Source organism: Chitinophaga varians (genome assembly GCF_012641275.1).
Lineage (GTDB): Bacteria > Bacteroidota > Bacteroidia > Chitinophagales > Chitinophagaceae > Chitinophaga > Chitinophaga varians_A.
Genome location: NZ_JABAIA010000002.1, coordinates 1,003,796 through 1,023,352, shown reverse-complemented (window position 1 = coordinate 1,023,352; position 19,557 = coordinate 1,003,796). Strand labels below are relative to the sequence as shown.

Here is a 19,557-nt window from a genome sequence, read left to right as displayed (position 1 = left end):
TGATTTAACTACAGGCATTATCAGGGAGAGAAAAACAGCTACATCAGGATAGTTCCTATTCAACAATAAAAATAATCAGCATGGACATAGACAGACCGCAGTGGAATGGCGCATGTATATTTCGGTGATAACAAAAAAGTCACACGTTCATATAATAAATCATCAACTTATCCTGTTTATATTGCAGTGTTATCACCAAACAACTGTCATGAAAGATTTATCCCTGTTCATCCTGCTAACAATATGTGCTACAGGCATGGCCTGTAAAAAAGACACGACCGGCGGCAAACCTGCTACTCCCGGCTACGAGGCTGTGGATAAAATACTGGATGATTCCGTACCGGTGAGGTTCGGCGGAAAGTGTTATACCGTTATTCATGTTGATGGAAAGGAAGTATATACCCGGAGCTATGGCGGCTTTGACGGCAATACCCGGCAACTGGTCGCCTCCTGCTCCAAATGGCTGTCAGGCGCGGTAGTCATGAGCCTTGTAGATGAAGGGAAGCTGAAGCTGACAGATACCGTAGGGAAATTTCTGCCGGTATTTACGGCCAACGGCAAAGGAAATATAACGATCGCACAACTGTTTTCCCATACATCCGGATTTCCCGGCAATTCCACGCAGGGCTATGAATCCAATCCGGCATTGACAATGGAAGCAGCCGTAAATGCCATCGCGCAGAATGTGGCGTTGGACAACCCTCCCGGCAAGGTGTTTTATTACGGCGGTGTCAGTATGCAGATAGCAGGACGCATCTGCGAAGTAGTCAGTGGTAAAAGCTGGAGTGAGCTGGCTGCCGCGAAAATATTCGTCCCCTGCGGGATGACCAGCACAGATTACGGTATCAGCGCCAACCCCCTGGTGGCCGGCGGCGCGCGCAGTACCGCCAACGACTATATGAAATTCCTGGACATGCTCGCCAATAAAGGAGTGACCACCAACGGCACACGGGTGCTCAGCGAAGCGGCGGTCACCGCGATGGAACAGGGACAGATAACCGGATCAACAGTGGGATACAGTCCCTATCCGCTGGCATGGCTCAACACCGCCAATTTTTACGGCATCGGCAACTGGCGTGACTATACCGGTCCCGGCGATGTGATCATCGAAAGCAGCAGCCCCGGCGCCTTTGGCAGCGCTCCGTGGATCAACTACCCCAAAAAGATAACGGGCATGATCTTCACCTTCATTATCAATGACGGCTATCTCACTACGGCCCCCACTTATATCAAAGTGAAGACCACAGTGAGAAATATCGTTCAGTAAATAGTTACTTGTTAACGGCCAGCTTTTTAACGGTTTCCCGGGAAGGAAGCCTGTACCACTCTTTGGCGTATGGTTTCAGCAGATTGCCGGCAGCAGCGGGCCCCCAGGTACCGGATTCATAAAAATGTAACTGTTTGGACGGTGATTTCTTCCAGGCATCGAGAATAGGCATCACCACTTTCCAGGCAGCTTCCACCTGGTCGGCACGCATAAAGAGCGTGGCATCGCCCTGCAGCACGTCCAGCAGCAGCGCTTCGTACGCTTCCGGGAGCGACTCCGTATAGGCTTCCTGGTAAGTAAAGTCCATCTCCACCGGTACCAGCTTCATTTGCAGGCCTGGCACCTTGCTTTCAAACAGCAGGCTGATTTCCAGCTCCGGCTGTATGCTGATGATCAGCCTGTTGGGAACGATGTCGTCTTTGAAGATCTTATGCGGTGAATCCTTGAACTGCACCACGATCACGGAAGACTGCCGCGCCATGGACTTGCCCGTGCGCAGGAAGAAAGGAACTCCCTCCCAGCGGGGGTTGTCGATCATCATCTTCAGCGCCACGAATGTTTCGGTAGTCGATTCTGGTGATACCTGCTCCTCCTGGCGATAAGCGATTTTGGGCACATCGTCCACCTCTCCGGCGGTATATTGTGCCCGCACCACATTTTTAAATACCTGTGGCGTGGTAAAAGGACGGATATTTTTCAGCACTTTGGTTTTGGCATCACGGATAGCTTCGGCCTTATAAGCGCCGGGGCATTCCATGGCCACGATACACAGCAGCTGCATCAGGTGGTTTTGTATCATATCGCGCATGGCGCCGGCAGCGTCGTAGTAGCCGCCGCGTTTGCCCACACTCACCTGTTCGGCTACACTGATTTGTATATGATCGATGTAGTTTTTATTCCATAACGGCTCAAATACGAAATTGGCGAAACGGAACGCCATAATGTTCTGCACCGTTTCCTTGCCCAGGTAGTGATCAATTCGGTATATCTGTTTCTCTGAAAACCGTTTGGTAAGAAAGCGGTTCAGTTTCTTCGCAGTGTCCAGGTCGGTACCGAACGGCTTTTCCACCACGATGCGGTCATGCACTTTATTGCTGCACAATTTGCGGGTGTACAACGCTTCGGCGATCACTTCTATAAACCGTGGCGCCACAGCGAAATAAAACATACGGTTGCCCCGCTGCTTGCCGCTTTTCTCAAAGTCTTCCACTTTTGATTTCAGGGAGACATAGGTTTCTTTTTTGGTGAAATCCCCTTGCAGATAACTGATACGTGCGGCAAAGTCGGCCCATTTCGACGGTTCCGCCTTGCCATTGCGACTGAATTCATTCACACCGGCAAGCAGGTCGTTTTTAAATGCAGCTTCATCTACTGTCTGAAAATCCACACAGAAGATCTCGAACAAAGCGGGAAGATGGTTCTCTATAAACAAATTATACAGCGCCGGGATCAGCTTACGACGGGTAAGATCGCCCTTGGCGCCGAAAATTGTGATGGCGGCAGGATATGCTTTTCTAGGTTTCATATCCTGAAAGTAGTCCATTTTCAGGAGATGCCCGCAACAGTTTTACAGTCTGGCGGATGAGTATCACGTTTTTATATTCATATTTTTTTTCCTAATAAAAACATAGTTTTTAAAATAATTTATAAATATTATATTCATCTCCTGGTAACAATTTCCATCGCTCATGAAAACACATGTTATACTGTTATTGGCATGCCTGGCGGGCTGCCTTGGCCTGGCGGCCCAAACACCCAAAACAATTACTTTACCGAAAAAAACACTACAGGATAAGATCAAGGGCGGATGGGCCGGACAAACCATCGGCGTTACCTTCGGAGGCCCCTATGAATTCCGGTACAACGGCACCTTTATCCAGGACTACCAACCGCTGGAATGGCACAAAGGCTACGTAAAGGAAGTGATGGACAGCTTCCCCGGCCTGTATGATGACCTGTACATGGACCTCACCTTCGTAGATGTGATGGAGCGCCACGGCCTCGATGCACCGGCCGACTCCTTCGCACAGGCGTTTGCCCATGCAGGTTATGTCCTGTGGCATGCCAACCAGGCGGCCCGTTATAACATTCTTAACGGCATCCGCCCTCCTGCCTCCGGCCACTGGCAACACAACATGCACGCGGATTGCATCGATTACCAGATAGAAGCCGATTACGCCGGCCTGATGAGCCCCGGCATGCCCAACGCCGCTTCCCGCATCAGTCATAAGATCGGGCATATCATGAACTATGGCAACGGCTGGTACGGCGGCGTATATGTAGGCGCCATGTACGCACAGGCTTTCGTCTCCAACGATATCAAACAGATTGTGCGCGACGCGCTGCGCGTTATTCCGGCCAGGAGCAAGTTTTACCAGTGCATGTCCGATGTGATACGCTGGCACCGGCAGTATCCGGACGACTGGCACCGCACCTGGTTTGAACTGCAAAAGAAATGGTCTTCCGACGTCAGTTGCCCGGACGCCATCTTCAACCCGGTGAACATCGACGCTACGATCAACTGCGCTTACGTGATCATGGGATTATTGTACGGCAACGGCGACTACGCCAAAACACTGGAAGTGTCTACCCGCGCAGGTCAGGACGCGGACTGTAACCCTTCCACCGCCGGCGGTATCCTGGGCACTATGTTAGGATATGAAAAAATTCCGCAAAAATGGAAAGACGGGCTGGCAGGAGCAGAAGACATCGACTTTAAATATACCACCATCTCACTCAACAAAACCTACGATATCAGCTACCGTCACGCATTGGAAAATATCAAACGGAATGGCGGAAAAGAACAGGATGACAATGTGATCATCCCGCTGCAAACACCCGAAGCAGTGGCATTTGAAGAGAGTTTCCCCGGCCTGCTTCCTACTGATAAAAAAGAATTCCATGTAAACGGCAATGAGATCACGCTCACGATAGAAGGCAATGGCTTTGTATTAGGCGGCTATGCTGCGAAAAAAAGGGAAGTGGCAGACCATGTCATCACCGCCACGGTCAGCATTGATGGTCAGGTGACTGACACCATCCGCATGCCAACCAACTACCAGCTGCGTAAAGATGAAATCTGCCACCGGCTGGACCTGCCTGCTGGTAAACACATCATTAAAATACAGGTCACCAATCCGCATCCGGATTATGAACTACGTACAGGCTATTACGTGACCTTCCTGAGAAAGTAATATTATCCGCCAATCAATCGGGCAATGGCAAAGGCACAGCCCGCAGCAATGGTACCGATAACGGCTACACGAACGCCGCCGAGCAGGGGATTCAACCCGGTGAGGCGGCTCTTGAAATAGCCGAAAACAAAAAGGCATATGATGGTGATCACCGCGGAGATCTTCAACCCTTCCAGGCCGTCGTTGACAAAGAAATAGGGCATCAGTGGTATCAGTCCGCCTACGATGTAGGACATACCGATATTGAGCGCGCTTTTAGTAGCCCTGCGTGCGTCCGGTTTTTCCAGCCCCAGTTCATACTTCATCATAAAATCGGCCCAGCGGTCTTTGTCGGTGATCAGTTCCGCGGCAGCTTTCTGCTGTAGTTCCCGGCTGAGGCCCAGTTCTGCGAAAAACGTTTCCACCTCCTCTCTTTCTTTTTCGGGAACGGCTTCTATTTCTTCATATTCCCGTTTTAGTTCACTGTTGTAGTGGTCCTGCTCCGTTTTACCGGCCAGGTACCCTCCCAGGCCCATGGCAATGGAGCCTGCCGCTATTTCCGCCAGTCCGGCGATCACAATGAGGTTCACATCCTTCACCGTGCCGCTGAGGCCCGCTGCCAGGGCAAAAGGTACTGTCAGTCCGTCGGACATGCCGATCACGATGTCACGTAACAACTCAGAGCCGGTGAAATGTTTTTCCTGGTGTGTCATAAAAATGAAGCTGTTTGAAAAGAAGGAGCTATAGGACAAAAGTAGTCTGTATGTCCCAATAATCTCCTCTGCGGTTCGATTTTTTATCGGGTATCAATTTCCAAATATGATTATCTTTGCCCCGTTAATCATTTATGAAGAAGGCCACTGCAATATTTCTTTTACTGGTGTACCTGTTTGGCAGTACCGATGCCAGCCAGTTGCTCAAGTTCCCGTTGCTGGTGGAGCATTTCCAGAAACATAGGCAGGAGAATAACCATATGACCCTGCTGACGTTCCTGAAATTGCATTATGTGGATGACCAGCCTTTTGACGATGATTATCTGCAGGACATGCAGCTGCCGTTCAAAACACCGGACATTATCTGTATGACACTTCCCACAGTAGGCCCACCGGCGCCGGTCACCCTGTTTACTCCTGTGATAGAACTGCCCCGGGAAGATTACCTGGTCATCAACGACGGGCCTCCCCCCTACCGGCTGCCGGACGTCATTTTACAGCCTCCCAAATCCTCATCAGCGCCCTTGTCCTGATATAACTGAATGATACAGGCTACTGTACCCTGCGCAGCGTTTTACGCCGCAGCATGGTCTTTTTTCCTGATGCCTGAACTTTTTCTGTCCTCCCCGGGTTAAAAAACCGGGCGTACAACACTGTTGTGCCGCCTTGCGGGGATACCGGAAAACGTATCATTCTGCATTCATCAATTTTTTAAAGTTTACGTTTTGTTAAACAGCATTATCCATTTTTCCATTAAAAACAAACTGATCATCGGTTTGTTTATGCTGGCGCTGATTGGATGGGGAACCTATTCCGTTACCCAACTGCCTATCGACGCGGTGCCCGACATCACCAACAACCAGGTACTGGTCATCTCTTCCGCCCCAAGCCTGGGAGCACCGGACGTGGAACGTCTTATCACCGTTCCCATTGAACAGGCCACCCGTAATATTCCCGGTATTATCGAACAACGCAGCTTCTCCCGCTTTGGATTGAGCCTTGTCACCATCGTCTTCAATGACCAGACAGATGTTTACTGGGCCAGGCAACAGGTGAGCGAGCGATTGATACAGGTACGCCAGCAAATACCACCAGGCATTACTGAACCGGAACTGGGGCCTGTTACCACCGGCCTCGGCGAAGTGTTCCAATATGTCGTAAAGCCCAAGCCCGGCTACGAAGGCAAATACGACCTCACCACCCTGCGCGATATACAGGACTGGACCGTGCGGCGCCAGCTCCTCAGCACCGAAGGTGTGGCCGATGTCAGCTCATTTGGCGGTACGGTCAAACAATATGAGGTGGCCGTCAACCCCGACAAACTGAAAAGTTACCAGATCACTATCTCCGATGTGTTCCGCGCCCTGCAGGAAAACAACCAGAACACCGGTGGCGCCTACATCGAAAAAGGGCCCAACGTACTGTTTATCCGCAGTGAAGGCCTTGTTCAGGGACAGGAGGATATCGGTAATATCGCTGTAAAAAGGATCAACAACGGTATCCCTGTCCTCATCCGCGATGTGGCCACCGTGAAAATAGGCACTGCTATCCGTTACGGCGCCATGGTGTTCAACGGCGAAAGTGAAGTGTCCGGCGCGGTAGTGATGATGCTGAAAGGGGAAAACAGCAATAAAGTCATCAAGAATATCAAAGACAAGATTGCCGCCATCGAAAAAACACTGCCGGAAGGCGTGGCCATCGAGGCCTTCCTCGACCGTACCAAGATGGTGGACAACGCCATCTCCACGGTAGAACGCAACCTGCTGGAAGGCGCCGCCATCGTGATCCTGGTATTGGTGATCTTCATGGGCAATATCCGCGCAGGCCTCATCGTGGCCTCTGTGATACCGCTGGCCATGCTGTTCGCCCTCATCATGATGAACCTGTTCGGCGTAAGCGGTAACCTGATGAGCCTCGGCGCGCTGGACTTCGGCCTGCTGGTTGATGGCGCGGTGATCATCATCGAAGCGGTGATGCACAAGCTCACACGTGGCGCCACGCTCAGCGGCGTAAAACAACTTACGCAGGAACAGATGGACGAAGAAGTGGAGTCTTCCGCCAAAACCATGATGAACAGCGCCGCTTTCGGCCAGGTGATCATCCTGATCGTATACCTGCCCATCCTCTCGCTGCAGGGCATCGAAGGCAAGATGTTCCGCCCCATGGCAGAAACCGTGTCCTTCGCTATCCTCGGTGCCTGCCTGCTGTCACTCACCTACGTACCTATGATGGGCGCGCTTTTCCTCAACAAAAAACTCAGCCATAAGGAAAGCTTCGCAGATAAAATGATGACGCGCATCAAACGTATCTACGATCCGCTGTTGCAGAAAACACTGCGTATCCCGATGCTGATCGTTAGCGTGGCGGTAGCGCTCCTGATCGTGGCAGCGTTTATCCTTTCCCGTATGGGCGGGGAATTTATCCCGCAACTGGAAGAGGGTGATTTTGCGGTAGACACCCGGCTACTGACCGGCTCTTCCCTCACCACCACGATAAAAGGCACCAGCCAGGCCGCACAGGTGCTGCGTAAGCAGTTCCCTGAAGTGGAAAAAGTAGTGATCAAAATCGGTTCCGGTGAAATACCCACCGATCCCATGCCGATGGACGCAGCAGACCTTATGGTGATCCTCAAGCCCAAACATCAGTGGACCAGCGCCTCTTCCTTCCCTGAGCTGGCCGGTAAAATGAGCAAGGCGCTGGAAGCAGTACCGGGTATCAATACCGGCTTCCAGTTCCCGGTACAAATGCGTTTTAATGAACTGATGACCGGCGCCCGCCAGGACGTGGTCTGTAAAATATTCGGCGATGATCTCGATTCCCTTGCTGCCTATGCCGATAAGATCGGCGCTGTGATCGGTACGGTAAAAGGCGCGAAAGATCTTTATGTGGAAACCGTGACCGGCATCCCGCAGCTGGTGGTCAACTATAACCGCGAAGCCATTGCCCGCTACGGCGCTTCTGTCAGCGATGTCAACAACACCATACAGGCCGCCTACGCCGGCGCCGCCGCAGGACTGGTATTTGAAAACGACCGGCGGTACGACCTCGTGGTACGTATGGACGATCAGCAGAAACAGGACATCGACGAAATCAGTAACCTCCAGGTGGGATTGCCTAACGGGGAACAGGTGCCGCTGCATGTACTCGCTGATATCAGCATCCAGGACGGCCCTTACCAGATACAACGTGAAGATGCCCGCCGCAGGATCACCGTCGGCTTCAACGTGCGCGGCCGCGACGTACAGAGCATCGTAAAAGAACTGCAATCCAAAGTAGGCAAACAGATCAAACTGCCTACCGGCTATTATATCACCTACGGCGGACAATACGAGAACCTGCAGCATGCCACCAAAAGACTCAGTATAGCCTTGCCCGTTGCCCTGCTGCTGATATTCCTCATGTTGTTTTTTGCCTTCCGTAAATTAAAATACTGCCTGCTGATATTTTCCGCCATCCCGCTGTCCGCTATCGGCGGCGTATTCACGCTGTGGCTGCGGGGCATGCCTTTCAGCATCTCTGCGGGCATCGGTTTCATCGCGTTGTTTGGCGTGGCAGTATTAAACGGGATTGTATTAATCGGAGAAATGAACCAACTAAAAATCAGTGGTATGACCAATATCCGGCAGATTATCGTACAGGCCACCCACGACCGGTTGAGGCCCGTACTGATGACCGCCACCGTGGCCTCCCTTGGCTTCCTGCCCATGGCCCTCAGCACCGGCGCCGGCGCGGAAGTGCAACGCCCGCTGGCCACCGTCGTGATCGGCGGACTGATCACCGCTACCATGCTTACGCTGGTAGTGCTTCCCGCCCTCTTTTTATTATTTGAAGAAGGATGGAAAAAACCGAAACCGGCTGCCCTGATGATACTCCTGCTGGTAGCAGCCCCCTCTTTGCTGAAAGCACAGGATGCCCGTCCGCTGACGTTACAACAGGCCCTTCAGACCGCGCAGCAACAGAACCTGCAACTGAAGCTCAACCAGCAACAGGCGGCCTATTATGAAGCCATCACGCGCAGCAGCACTGATCTGCCCAAAACCTCGCTGGCGGCTGAATTGGGAAGCGTCAACAGCGCCATGTTCGATAATAAATTCACGATATCGCAGGGCTTCTCTTTCCCTGCTGTCTACAAACGGCAACGACAGGTATACGAAGGCGAATGGCAACAGGCCAAACTGCAGACAGCACTGCAACAGGCAGAAGTAGCACGCCTCGTAAAACTGGCCTATCTTCAGTTGCAATACCTGAAAGCCAAGAAAACATTATTGCAAAAAACAGACAGTATCCTCTCCAGTTATTCCAGGGTCGCCAAAATCCGCTACGACAACGGCGAAAGCAATCTCCTGGAAAAAGCGACGCTCGATAACCAGTCACAACAGGCCCGCATACAACTGGACATGATACAGTCTGACCAAAAAACCGCCGTCACCCAGCTGGGCATGCTGCTGCATGAAACCACGGCCAACATCGATCCGGTGGACAGCCTCTCCGGCGCCGTGGTACTGTTTGACAGCACCACGCTGCAACAACACCCTTTCCTGCGCGCCTATCAGCAACAACAGCAAGTCAGCAACAGCAGAACACAACTGGAAAAAGCCAAACTGCTGCCCGACTGGAACCTCGGCTACGTGAACCAGTCCTTTATCGGATGGCAGTCAGACAAAAACCAGGCAGAACGCTACTACGGCGGCGGGCACCGCTTCTCTGCCGCACAGATAGGTATTGGCATTCCTATCTTCGCGTCGGCGCAGAAAGCCCGTATCAGGGCAGCGCAACAAATGCAGGCCAGCGCCGCTACCGCCACAGAACTGGCTACCGTACAGCTGCGCACACAACTGGAACAAAACTGGAACGACTATCAGAAATACCAGCAGGCGATCCGCTACTATCAGCAATCGGCCCTGAAACAATCCGATATCATCATCCAAACAGCCAATATCAGCTATAAAAACGGCGAAATAGGGTACATCGAATGGAGCACCCTCATTAGCAATGCCATCGCCCTGCAAAGCCAGTATATCGATGTTTTGAAGGAACTGAACACCCGGAAAACTGAACTGGAATATTTATTACAATTCAATCAGCAATAGCATGCGGAAGATATTCATATACATCGCCATCACCGGCTTCCTATACGCCTGTAACAATAAACCGGCAGCAGAAAAAACACCGGCGGAAAACAAACCGGCAGCAGATAACAACACCGTTACCCTCGACAGTGTACAGAAAAAAAATGCGGGCATCGTACTCGATACCGTACGGATGGTCAATATGCACGCCACGCTCCGCGCCACCGGCACCGTAGACGTGCCACCGCAAAACCTTATCTCCATCAGCTTCCCGATGGGCGGCTACCTCAAAAGCACGCGCCTCCTGCCCGGCAGCCAGGTGTCCAGGGGAGAAACGATAGGCACCATGGAGGACCAGAGCTATGTGCAGCTGCAACAGGAATACCTGACGGCCAAAGCCAATATGGAATACCTGTCGGCCGATATGGACCGGCAACGCACCCTCAGCGAAGCAGATGCTATCAGCAAAAAACGATATCAACAGGTGCTCAATGAATATAAAACCGCACAGGTAACGCTGAAGTCTGTCGGAGAAAAGCTGCGTATCATCAACATCAACCCGGACAAACTCACGGTAGGCAATATCTCCCGTACGGTGCCGCTCTTCTCTCCCATCAACGGTTACGTTACCAAAGTGAATGTCAACATCGGCCGTTATGTAATGCCTTCTGATGTGATGTTTGAACTGGTCAACCCGGAAGATATCCACGCGGCCATCACCGTGTTTGAAAAAGACATCCCCTCCTTCCACAAAGGCCTGAGAGGTAAAGTGACGCTGGTAGACAGACCCGATAAAGTCTACGATATTGAAACCATCCTGGTCACTAAAAACATCAACGACAACCGCAGCGGCCTGATACACTGCCACTTTGAAAACCCGGGACACGACCTGCTGCCGGGCATGTTCCTCAATGCCACCTTTGACATGGACAACCAACAGGCGCTCGCCGTACCGGAAGACGCCGTAGTGCGCTATATGGGCAAAGAATATGTGTTCACCACCAAAGATGGCAACAGCTTCACGCTGGTACCGGTTAATACCGGCCTGAAAGAAAGTAAAATGGTACAGCTGCTGCCCGGCGGTAAAGACCTTACCAATGAGAAGATTGTGACAACAGGCGCCTATTCGCTGTTAGGTAAACTGAAAAATACCGGCGAAGGAGAAGAATAAATTTATTTGATCATTTAGTCATTTGATCATTTATGTATTAAGTAAATGATCAAATGACTAAATGCCTAAATATTACTGCAGCAGTGCATTCAGCGGATAATCTTTACCAGCTTCGGTATTGAGCACCACAATCTGATCGCGGTAACGCACCTGGCAGCCGCCGTTTTTGGTGGCATGCAGCGTAGCCGTCGCCAAACGGCCGTCTTTCCACGACATATTCACCACAAAACCGCCACGGGCACAAAGACCGTTGACAGCCCCGTTTTTCCATTCCGCCGGCAGCGCCGGTAACAACGTCACCATATTTTCATGGCTTTGCAGCAGCATTTCGGCGATACCGGCAGTAGCGCCGAAGTTGCCGTCTATCTGAAATGGCGGATGCAGGTTGAACAGGTTGTTTGCTGACTTATGTGCCAGGATGATATTAAAAGCCTTTAATGCTTCGGGGCCGTTTTTCAGGCGCGCCCACATGTTGGTCACCCAGGCGGCGCTCCAGCCTGTCTGTGCCCCGCCGTGTTGCAGGCGGTATTCAAGCGATTTACGTGCTGCGTTGACATATTGCGGTGTCTGGGCTTCATTGAAGGCAGATCCCGGGTACAAGGCATATAAATGCGACATATGCCGGTGTCCCGGTTCTTTCTCCAGATAAGGTTTAGCCCATTCCATCACCCTGCCGTCTTCACCTATCTGCGGTTGTAGCAGGTTGTTTTTAGCTTCGCGCAGTTTGTCCAGGAATGGGTCCGACTGTTGCAGCACAGTGGCGGCCTGTAATACGTTGGTGAACAGTTCCTGTATCACTTCCTGGTCATGCGATGGGCCCATGCTGATGGTACCGTTGCTGCCGTCCGGCGCTTCGAAAGCGTTTTCGGGTGAAGAGGCCGGACCAGATACCAGTTTGCCGGTCTCCGGATCTTTCACCAGCCAGCCCAGGTAAAAACGGGCGGCTTCGCGCAGTGTGGGATATACCTTACGCAGATAGGCCGTATCGCGGGTGAAAGCAAAGTGTTCCCAAAGATGTTCGCAGATCCATCCGCTGGCGCCGGTGGTAAGGCCCCAGGAAGGCTCTTCCCCCGGTGAGGTGAAACCCCATACGTTAACGATGGGATTGATGCACCAGCCGCTACCACCAAACTGTACGGCGGCTGAACGGGTGGCAGGCTTCTCAATACCCTGGATAAAATTGGTCAGCGACAAATGCAGCTCGCCCAGGTTGGCCACTTCCGCAGGCCAGTAATTCATTTGTACGTTGATGTTAGTATGATAGTCCCCGTTCCACGGAGCCAGTACCTTATTGGCCCATATGCCCTGCAGATTGGCCGGCAGCGTGTTTTTCCGGGCAGAAGAAATGAGCAGGTAACGGCCGTACTGGAAATACAATTCCGTCAGGTGGTTATCGTTGCCCGTTTCTTTTATGCGTTGCAACCGTACATCGGTTGGGATATCGTCTGTGGTATCATCAGACAGTTGTATCGCTACCCTGTTAAACAGGCGCTGGTAGTCTTTTACATGTGCCTGTTTCAACTGCGCGTAAGGCTGCGCCGTGGCGGCTTGCAGCGCTTTGGCCGTCAGGCCGCTGAAATCGCGCCCTTTGTAAGTGGGATAGTTAGGCAGATAATCCGTGGATGCTGCCAGGTACAAAATCACTTCGTCAGCATTCTTGACGGTCAACTGATTGCCCGTATATGTTACCTGTCCGCCTTTGTTGCGCGCTTGCAGGCGCGCCATGTACTTCATGCCATCGCCGCCTTTACCGTTGTTTAAAGCCCCGGTCATTACGAGTTCATGGCCGCTTGCTTTTGTGGTAAACCGTTCGGGGCGGTCCATGGTAGCGGAAAAACTGATGGCTCCTTTTTTGTCGGCCGACAGTTTTACTGCCAGTACATTCGCGGGGGCGCTCACAAAATATTCGCGGGTATAACGCACGCCGTCCTGTTCATAGCTGACACGAACAGTAGCATCGTCCAGTTGCAGGCTGCGTTGGTAGCCGGAAACAGCGCTGCTTTTACCGAAATCCAGCCGCAGGTCGCCCAGCGTCTGATAGGTACCGAAAGGCACGTTGGAGCCGTTGCCATGACCGGAGCCGGCGCCTTTGCAGATCTGTGTTTTATTGGTAAGGGCCGTAGCTTCTTTAAACTTGCCCTCGAAGAGAAGCTTTCTTATTTCGGGGAGATATTTGGCTGCCTCGGGATTATCATTATCATCGTTGCTGCCGTTCCACAACGTCTTTTCGTTTAGCTGTACCCGTTCCTGGTTGACATCGCCGAATACCATGGCGCCAATATTGCCATTGCCCAGTGGCAGGGCCTGTAGCCATGCCGGATCATCTTTCCAGGGAGAAGTGCCGTCTTTCGCGGTAGCGCTGGCAGGGGAAGTGTACCACAGCTTCATCGGACGTTGCTGTGCGAATCCTGTGGCGGTGGTTGTAGCCGCCAGCAGGCAGGTGATCAGGTATTTCATATGCGCTGCAGTTTACATGCTATGGACGAAAGATAATAATATTATCGGCTATCCGTATGCCTGTAACAAGCTGTTAACGCCACTAATCGTATTTTAATGCCGGAGTAACGGTATTTTAACTTTTTCGCGCCAATTCTATGATTTAAATTGACGGACAGAAAAGGTTGGTTATGGCAAACGAGAATAACAAATCACCACACATCCTCAATACCTCCAGCAACCTGCTGGGGTTTTGTCTGATAGTGCTCACCTCCATCAAGGTGGCACATTTTAACCAGGTCACTATTATCGATGATATTACGGGGGTGGCAGCTATTTTGCTGACGGGCAGCTGTATATTGTCTTTTCTGTCGATGCGCTCGAAACAGCGAAGGAGGAGTGAAAAACTGGAGGAAGCTGCGGATTACATCTTCCTCCTGTCTTTGGTATGCATTAGTGTAACGATTATTATCGTTTCATTTAACCTGCTGGCTTAACAGCTTATTTTTTGTCTTTAATACGGTAAGAGTAACCCAGTACCACTACACCTGCACCGGTGTTGTTTTCACCGTTTTTGGTGTCTTTCTGGATTTTCACGAAACCGTAGTTGCCACCACCTTCAATGAAGATAGCGCTTCTGCTGTTGACATGGTACGCCACACCTACCTGACCGGAGATACCAAAGTTGGCTTTCTTCAGGTCATCTTTGATGTTCTGGGTATGGTTGAAATCCACAGCAGGGAAAGGCAATTGTTGTGTGTGCGCTTCGTCCAGGTAAATCGGGCTGCTGCCGCTGGTTTCATTTTTACCGTCCAGCAGGAAGCTCACAAACGGACCGGCAGCTACATACAGGTCCCATTTGGGGCTGAAGCCGAAGTGATATTTAGCCAGTACCGGCACCATCAGGTAGTTGAACTTGGCAACGCTTTTATATGTTCCATACAAATACTGAGGAACAGGTTGGCCCTGCTGTTGAAAGAAACCTGCCATTTCCGGAGTTGGTGTAAAGCCCTGGTTACCGTCTTTTTTACCACCCTGCGCAGAATATCTGATTTCAGGCTGTATAGAAAAACGTTTGGTAAGGTGAAATTCTGCATGTATGCCTGCGTCCAGCCCCAGTCTGGAACTCCAGCCGCTATTAATAGGATTGGAAGAACTGCCGGAAGTCAGATTAGGGATACTTAAACCAGCCTTTGCACCGAGATCAATTTGTGCTTTTGCAATGAACGGAGACAGTGCAGCCACTGCTATTACGGCAACGGCTAAACGTAATTTTTTCATAAGGTTTTGTTTGTAAAAGAATAGTTTCCCGGTAGCATTCCATACCGGTTGATCATATAAAGCTACGACTATAGGATTAATTACAAACAATATTTTTGTTAATCACCCAGACAAGCCAGAATGGCATCTATTACCCTCCGGGTATCTTCAGGGTCTCTTACGGCCACACAGCGAACGCCGGCCTGCAACGCAGGATAATCGTTTCCCCCTTCAAACAGGGCGTCTCCTACAAACAACATCTCTTCAATAGTGACATGCAACGTATCGCGCAGCTTACGGATACCATATGCTTTATCTATACCTTCTTTCGTAATATCAACAGATGTCATGCCGCCAAGATTAACAGCAAAGCCAGGAATCAATTTATCAAGTATCTGTTGTATCTTCTTTCGTTTGGCGAAATCAGGGTCCCATGTTTTTTTGGCATCCACGGGCGCTTCCTGTCCCAGCGCTGACCATGTGATCTGGCTGCCACGGTCTTCTATCTGTTCACCCCAGGTTTTTTCTACGGTATAACCCGCTTCACTGACAGCAGTTTGCAGTGATTGGATAATTTTCGTTTTTTCTTCTTCGGTAAAATTTTCTGCGTACAGCAACTGCCACGACTGCTGGTAATGATAAAACTGCGTGCCACAGGTAGGCAATATGTACAACGCGGTGAGACGCGCTTCCGGCGGCAACAGCCGCAGCACCTGCTTTTCAAACTGCTCCCATTTGCCTCCGGAAATAATGGCCACCTGTGTTATCTGTGTCAACCGCGACAACAGACCGGCCATCGCTTCGTCAACAGGCGACTTGCTCACCGCCAACGTCCCGTCCAGGTCAAACACGATCAACTTTTTCATGCTGCAATAGTTTACGCGATTTTTCCAACACGTTGTCTACGGTAAATCCATAGTGTTTGAACAGTTCTTTTGCCGGCGCACTGGAGCCAAAATGGGAAAGACCGATCATCACGCCTCTTTCACCGGTCCATTGTCCCCATCCTTCCGGTGAACCCGCTTCTATTGCCACACGGGCTTTCACGGCCGGCGGCAGTACCTGGTGCCGGTAATTCTCCGACTGCTCGCTGAACAACTCCCAACTAGGCATACTGACCACCCTGGCGTCAATATTTTCTTCCCACAGCTTTTGCTGGGCATCAAGTGCCAGCTGCACTTCTGAACCGGTGGCGATCAATATCAGCGCGGGCATGTCTCCTTTTTCCTTTGACAGGATATAGGCGCCCTGCTGTAAGCCGCGGGCACTCCCTGTTTTGGTGCGATCGGTAATGGGCAGTTTCTGCCGCGTCAACACCAGCATGGTAGGGCCTTTGGTGCGGGCAATGGCCGTATGCCAGGCCCAGGCGGCTTCATTGGCGTCCGCAGGCCTTATCACACAAAGATGCGGCATGGCGCGCAACGATGCCAGGTGTTCTACAGGCTGGTGCGTGGTGCCGTCTTCCCCCAGTCCGATACTGTCATGCGTCATCACGTAAATCACGGGCAGCTCCATGATACAGGCCAACCGGATAGCGGGCCGCGCATAGTCCGTAAAAATGAAGAAGGTAGCGGCATAAGCCCTGACGCCACCGTGTAACTGCAGCCCGGAGCTGGCGGCGCACATCACATGTTCGCGTATGCCCCAGGCGATATTGCGGTTTTCATAATGTTCTTTGCTAAAATAACCGGATGATTTGATCATCGTCAGCGTGGACGGCTCCAGGTCGCCGCTGCCGCCCATCAGCCAGGGCAGCTTCCCCGCTACGGCGTTCAGGAATGCGGCAGAGATTTCCCGCGTGGCCTTGGGACCGTCTTCCGGTTTGTATACCGGCACATCTCTGTCCCATCCTTCAGGCAGTGCCTGGGCAACATACTGCTGCAACAACGCATATTCGCCGGGATATTTGTTCTGATAATCTTCCTTCAGCTTCTCCCACGATTGTTCGGTATCCTTCCCTTGCTCAATGACCTTTTTCATGTACACTCGCACATCTTCGGGCACATAAAAATCTTCATCCGGCGGCCAGCCGTAAAATTCTTTGGTGAGCTTTATTTCGTCAGCACCCAGCGGAGAGCCGTGCGCTTCAGGCGTATCCTGTTTATTGGGGGACCCATACCCGATATGGGTACGCAGCAGGATCATGGAAGGCATGTCTGTCACCGCCTTGGCGGCCTCGAAAGCAGCTGATATGGCTTCCAGGTCATTCCCCCTGTCGCCCAGGTCCTGCACATGCCAGTGGTATGCCTCAAACCGTTTGGCCACATCATCGGAATAGGCCAGCGATGTATTACCTTCTATCGTGATATGATTATTATCATACAAACATATGAGTTTACCTAAGCCCAGGTGGCCCGCCACCGAAGCGGCTTCATGAGAAGCACCCTCCATCAGGTCGCCATCACTACAGAAAACATAAGTATGATGGTCAACGATCTTTATATCGTCTTTATTAAAAACAGCAGCCAGGTGCGCTTCGGCCATGGCCATCCCCACAGCGGTCATAATACCCTGTCCCAGCGGACCGGTAGTAGTCTCTATGCCCGGCGTAAGGCCATATTCGGGATGTCCCGGCGTATTACTGCCCCACTGCCGGAAAGCCTTGATATCATCCAGAGAAATATCATAGCCGGTGAGATGTAATACCGCATATTGTAGCATCGAAGCGTGGCCATTGGACAACACAAAACGGTCGCGGTTAAACCAGTCCGGCTTCCGGGGATTATAACGCAGATGCTTCGTCCACAATACAAATGCCGCCGGCGCCAGTGCCATCGGCGTACCCGGATGCCCTGAATTCGCTTTCTGTACCGCATCCATTGCCAGGCAACGAATGGTGTCAATACACTTTTCTTCGATGGTCATAGCTTTCATGTTTTGCTTTTTAGTGGAGAGGGTAGGTAGGCAAAGCCACAAATAAAGTACCAACTGACGTAAATCATCCGCCGGCTGACTGGTATCATTTACCACCCCTACAGACCGGGGTACTTTTGTGTTGTCAAAACAATGATCCTGACCACTAAAAATATTCAGCCATGAAACAGACATTCAGAAAAGAACACGACTTCCTCGGAGAAAGAAAAATAGATGACACCGTATTTTATGGTATCCAGACATTAAGGGCCATCGAAAACTTCCACATCACCGGCGTGCCCGTTTCCCGCGAACCGGTGTTCATCAAAGCCCTGGGTTATGTGAAGAAAGCAGCGGCCATGGCCAATATGGAACTGGGCGTGCTGCCCCGCGAAATAGGCGAGGCTATTATGAAAGCCAGCGACCGGCTCATCGCCGGTGAACTGACAGACCAGTTCCCCACCGATATGATACAGGGCGGCGCCGGCACTTCTGTCAACATGAACGCCAATGAGGTCATCGCCAACGCGGGACTGGAATACATGGGCCATCCCAAAGGAGCATACGAATACCTGCATCCCAACAATCATGTCAACTGCTCCCAGAGCACCAATGACGCCTACCCTACCGCCATGCGCATTGCCTTGTACCTGAAAGTCAATGACCTGCTGACTTCCATCGATCTGCTGCAAAAGTCTTTCGGCAAAAAGGGAGTGGAATTTGCCAACGTGCTCAAAATGGGACGCACACAGTTGCAGGACGCCGTGCCGATGAGCCTCGGCGCTGAATTCAACGCTTTCGCCACCACGCTGCGGGAAGACATACAACGCCTGCGCGAAATACAGGCGCTGCTGACAGAAGTCAATATGGGCGCTACCGCCATCGGTACCACTATCAATGCGCCGGCCGGCTACCCAGAACTGGTGACCCAATACCTGGGCGAAATCACCGGATTGCCGATCGTGCTGGCTACCGACCTCGTGGAAGCCACTTCCGATACCGGCGCGTTTGTACTGCTGTCCGGCATGCTGAAACGTACCGCCGTAAAAGTGTCCAAGATATGTAATGACCTGAGGCTGCTGTCTTCCGGACCACGGGTAGGGCTAAACGAAATCAACCTGCCACAGCTGCAGCCCGGTTCTTCCATTATGCCAGGCAAGGTAAACCCGGTCATTCCGGAAGTAGTGAACCAGACAGCCTACTACGTTATCGGCAGCGACCTGACCATCACCATGGCCGCAGAAGCAGGCCAGCTGCAGCTCAACGTGATGGAGCCGGTGATCGCTTTCAGCCTGTTCAATATGATCACCTATCTGCAGCATGCTTTTGATACGCTCCGCCTCAAATGTGTGGACGGTATCACCGCCAACGCAGACGTTTCCAAAGCAATGGTGATGAACAGCATCGGCATCGTTACAGCACTGAACCCGTTGCTGGGCTATGAAACCTGCGCTGCCATTGCGAAAGAAGCTTTAAAAACAGGCAAAACCATCCATCAGATAGTAGTAGAAGAGAAAGGATATATCACAGAAGAACAGTGGAATGACATCTATTCATTCGAGAACATGATCCATCCGCACGGCATTTACACAAAGGCATAACTAAAAATGGAAAA

General features: G+C 51.5%; 13 protein-coding genes. 7 read left to right on the top strand and 6 right to left on the bottom strand.

All coding sequences use genetic code 11. From position 1 onward, the window contains the following. Positions 1–208 precede the first annotated feature (208 nt). The gene (locus HGH92_RS18860; RefSeq protein WP_168872309.1) at positions 209–1,267 is read left to right on the top strand and encodes a serine hydrolase domain-containing protein; all 1,059 of its coding nucleotides are present in this window, start codon (positions 209–211) and stop codon (positions 1,265–1,267) included. A gap of 4 nt (positions 1,268–1,271) precedes the next feature. Here HGH92_RS18860 and zwf read toward each other — a convergent pair whose 3' ends face one another. Beyond that, the gene (gene zwf, locus HGH92_RS18855) at positions 1,272–2,792 is read right to left on the bottom strand and encodes a glucose-6-phosphate dehydrogenase (protein ID WP_168872308.1); all 1,521 of its coding nucleotides are present in this window, start codon (positions 2,790–2,792) and stop codon (positions 1,272–1,274) included. A 163-nt stretch (positions 2,793–2,955) separates the two neighbouring features. Between zwf and HGH92_RS18850 the strand changes: the two genes are divergently transcribed. Then, complete coding sequence (locus HGH92_RS18850; RefSeq protein ID WP_168872307.1) at positions 2,956–4,461, top strand: ADP-ribosylglycohydrolase family protein; 1,506 nt, start codon at positions 2,956–2,958, stop codon at positions 4,459–4,461. A gap of 2 nt (positions 4,462–4,463) precedes the next feature. Here the strand turns inward: HGH92_RS18850 and HGH92_RS18845 are convergent, their stop codons facing one another. Further along, complete coding sequence (locus HGH92_RS18845; RefSeq protein WP_168872306.1) at positions 4,464–5,153, bottom strand: VIT1/CCC1 transporter family protein; 690 nt, start codon at positions 5,151–5,153, stop codon at positions 4,464–4,466. Between the two features lie 134 nt (positions 5,154–5,287). Between HGH92_RS18845 and HGH92_RS18840 the strand changes: the two genes are divergently transcribed. The 3 genes from HGH92_RS18840 (at position 5,288) to HGH92_RS18830 (ending at position 11,393) form a co-directional block, all read left to right on the top strand. Further along, positions 5,288–5,686, top strand: coding sequence for a hypothetical protein (locus tag HGH92_RS18840; RefSeq protein WP_168872305.1), 399 nt, complete (start codon positions 5,288–5,290; stop codon positions 5,684–5,686). Positions 5,687–5,878: 192 nt separating this feature from the next. Beyond that, on the top strand, positions 5,879–10,243 hold the full coding sequence (locus HGH92_RS18835) for a CusA/CzcA family heavy metal efflux RND transporter (protein WP_168872304.1): 4,365 nt from the start codon (positions 5,879–5,881) through the stop codon (positions 10,241–10,243). A gap of 1 nt (position 10,244) precedes the next feature. Then, complete coding sequence (locus HGH92_RS18830) at positions 10,245–11,393, top strand: efflux RND transporter periplasmic adaptor subunit (RefSeq protein WP_168872303.1); 1,149 nt, start codon at positions 10,245–10,247, stop codon at positions 11,391–11,393. A 72-nt stretch (positions 11,394–11,465) separates the two neighbouring features. Here the strand turns inward: HGH92_RS18830 and HGH92_RS18825 are convergent, their stop codons facing one another. After that, positions 11,466–13,850: a glycosyl hydrolase family 95 catalytic domain-containing protein gene (locus HGH92_RS18825; protein WP_168872302.1), complete on the bottom strand. Its 2,385-nt coding sequence runs from the start codon at positions 13,848–13,850 to the stop codon at positions 11,466–11,468. Positions 13,851–14,020: 170 nt separating this feature from the next. Between HGH92_RS18825 and HGH92_RS18820 the strand changes: the two genes are divergently transcribed. Continuing rightward, positions 14,021–14,326, top strand: a complete 306-nt coding sequence (locus HGH92_RS18820) for a hypothetical protein (protein WP_168872301.1) — start codon at positions 14,021–14,023, stop codon at positions 14,324–14,326. 4 nt (positions 14,327–14,330) lie between these two features. Here the strand turns inward: HGH92_RS18820 and HGH92_RS18815 are convergent, their stop codons facing one another. From HGH92_RS18815 to tkt, 3 genes are all read right to left on the bottom strand, one after another. Continuing rightward, positions 14,331–15,110 carry a porin family protein gene (locus HGH92_RS18815; RefSeq protein ID WP_168872300.1) on the bottom strand — a complete coding sequence of 260 codons (780 nt, stop codon included), beginning with the start codon at positions 15,108–15,110 and terminating at the stop codon, positions 14,331–14,333. A 98-nt stretch (positions 15,111–15,208) separates the two neighbouring features. Continuing rightward, positions 15,209–15,955 carry an HAD-IIB family hydrolase gene (locus HGH92_RS18810; protein WP_168872299.1) on the bottom strand — a complete coding sequence of 249 codons (747 nt, stop codon included), beginning with the start codon at positions 15,953–15,955 and terminating at the stop codon, positions 15,209–15,211. Continuing rightward, positions 15,933–17,963, bottom strand: a complete 2,031-nt coding sequence (tkt, locus tag HGH92_RS18805) for a transketolase (RefSeq protein WP_168872298.1) — start codon at positions 17,961–17,963, stop codon at positions 15,933–15,935. Before tkt ends, HGH92_RS18810 begins: the two co-directional genes overlap by 23 nt. A 161-nt stretch (positions 17,964–18,124) precedes the next feature. Between tkt and aspA the strand changes: the two genes are divergently transcribed. Next, on the top strand, positions 18,125–19,543 hold the full coding sequence (aspA, locus tag HGH92_RS18800) for an aspartate ammonia-lyase (protein ID WP_168872297.1): 1,419 nt from the start codon (positions 18,125–18,127) through the stop codon (positions 19,541–19,543). The last annotated feature ends 14 nt before the right edge of the window (positions 19,544–19,557 follow it).